We start from the raw sequence: 2,374 nt of genomic DNA on the forward strand, positions 1-2,374 counted from the left end.
GGCTTTCAGCCCTTGTACCATACTCACTTCTATAAATGTATATTCAGTGGCCACTGGTCAATCTAAGAAATAAATGAACAGAAATAAGCCTGATATTTAGTGTCTGACCGAAAATGAATAAATTGGAATAAAGCCCCAAAATTAGCAACTCAACCTGAGCACTAGTTTCTTCAGAATTCTACATTCTTTGATAGAGCAACCCACCGCTCTGTTAACAGGGTGCAAAAAATCATTTTTTGGACACATCTATCCTGACAAAGTATATATGGAAAGGTTAACTCCCTTTGTTTAAGCGGCTTGTTTTTGCTCTTCGAGTAACTTTCTTTCTCTATCCCGTATAATGCAACCCATTCTTTGGATATTGCGAGACAACACGGCTAAAGCTGCGTAGCGCTCAAATCCTTCTATCCCGTGATCAGGGCATTTGTTTAAACCATGCACTTGTAATGCATTAATGGCTGACTCAACGGCCGAATGTTTCTTCTTGGCTTGTACGAATTCCTGGTCATATTCACGTGCCTTGTCCGCTTGGGATAATCTGCCTTTCTTTGGTAGCACGACCTGTTTTAACTTCTCTTTCAGTTGTCGCTGGTTTTCAACACTATGAAAACCTTTATCAAAACTACAGGCATTAAAACCTGGAAAATTCGCCTGTGTGGCAGTGACCATCTCAAGAGCTATTTTGTCATCGGTTTCTTTTTGCATGACGCGATGATGCAAGATGAACCCATGCGTGTCTTCCATAATACATAGGCGTATTCCCAGCTCAACAGGAACACCCGCTTTACCTTTGCTGATCCATTCCGTATGTGGCTGGAAAAGGGAGAAGACTTTTTCAGCATGAGGAATCTTTTCATCCCCAATAACACGGCGCTTGATTTGGTCAATCTGGCGATCAGCATGGTGGCTGAAAATAGAAAGATCAGCCAATAAAGTCTCTGGGATCTTATACGTGTTTTTTAATAACTCAACGGTACGAGCTACCCGGTTTAGGTAGAATTGTGCCAGATCAATGTAGGACTGGTGCGCTTCACATATTTGTTCTTCCTTTGCTCGTTTTTTGCTTTCGTCCTTGGAAGTAGAATGGCGCAGTTTTTGAATTTTTCGATACAGTGTCTTGAATTGGCGAAGGTTATACCGATGTTGCCGCCATTCCGGCAATGCATAGTCGTTGCTCCAATGAACACAGTCTCGAATCAGTACCCGAATCGCATCATAGAGTAGATTGATATCCGTTGGAAAGTGCACATCGGTCTTGAGCACAAACGAATCACAACGTCCCCGGATCAAGTTGTGAATATCCAGATCCAGTAACTGATAGCCTGCACGAATCACTTCCACATTAATGCGTGCCATGATCTCGGGCGTAAACAGCGTCAAGTTGTCCTTTAAGGTTTGTAAGCGATAATCTTTGTCGGTTGTAAACAGTCCGTGCCCCAGCATCATCCTAAGTGTTCTATGCTGGTTGGCCAGCTCTTGAATACGATCATAATCGACACCTAAACCTAAGCGCAAGGTACCCAATACCAAGATGCACCATTGATCCATACCGGGGCGCCCTTTGTTTGCATCCACTGCAACAAGATCCGCTGTGTCATCAGCTTGTTTGAGCGGAATGACTTCTTCCAGGATTTTGAAGATGACCTCTCTCAAGGCTTCGTTAGTATAAATGTGCTGTAAACCGAGCAAGATCATTGGAATATCATCGCGGGATGTGACATCAATGACAATGTCGGCAATATCGGTTTGTCCGATTTGCATTTGGAGTGATCTGATGTTTCTCATGGACTGATTGGCAACGAAGTTTTTGAGCCAGCTGGCTTTATTTTAGTTTCAGTCTTATGCCATTCAAACAAGACCTTTTAATATCAATGAGTTATTGTTTTATTGGTCTGATATTGAATTTGAGACTGGTGAATCTTCAAGCTAATATTATAACATAAGTTGTTGTATTTTAATGTGAATATTGTTTCTCGGTCAGGCACTATATAGGCAGAGAAATTTATTTATTCCTTTGATCGCACAAGACATGTATCTCCCGGCCTAACCGCCGGGAGCGGATTGAAATAATGTCCATGCATTGATGCGTCAGGCGTGACTATAGAGTGTTTGTTTTTCCATGAAATTAAATAAACGATTTGCTAAAGTAATAAAAGCCTGTATAATTCCATTGATTAGTCGCGGGGTGGAGCAGCTTGGTAGCTCGTCGGGCTCATAACCCGAAGGTCGTAGGTTCAAATCCTGCCCCCGCTACCAGATTTTAAGGAACCCCATTATGGGGTTTTTTGTTTTCAGGCTTCTGAAGAGAAGTTGATTTTGAGATTTTTTTTGAAGGGCCTTGGGCTCTTTTTTTTTGTGTGCTGGAAAGTGAGAA

At 42.1% G+C, this 2,374-nt stretch carries 1 protein-coding gene and 1 tRNA gene; one reads left to right on the top strand and one right to left on the bottom strand.

Features of this window, described 5'->3' with window-relative positions; genetic code table 11:
* Positions 1-288 precede the first annotated feature (288 nt).
* A complete protein-coding gene (locus tag ABFQ95_08455; protein MEN8237546.1) occupies positions 289-1,785 on the bottom strand; it encodes an ISNCY family transposase in 1,497 nt (498 codons plus the stop codon).
* 394 nt (positions 1,786-2,179) lie between these two features.
* On the opposite strand from ABFQ95_08455, the gene ABFQ95_08460 reads away from it, so the two are divergent.
* Positions 2,180-2,256: transfer RNA gene (locus ABFQ95_08460), tRNA-Met, on the top strand.
* The last annotated feature ends 118 nt before the right edge of the window (positions 2,257-2,374 follow it).

It is taken from the genome of Pseudomonadota bacterium (assembly GCA_039714795.1).
Classification (GTDB): Bacteria; Pseudomonadota; Alphaproteobacteria; order JAGOMX01; family JAGOMX01; genus JBDLIP01.

What these genes read in the sequence shown, in the direction of transcription:
- ABFQ95_08455 (MEN8237546.1), bottom strand. Translation starts at nt 1,785, where the DNA reads ATGAGAAACATCAGATCACTCCAAATGCAAATCGGACAAACCGATATT.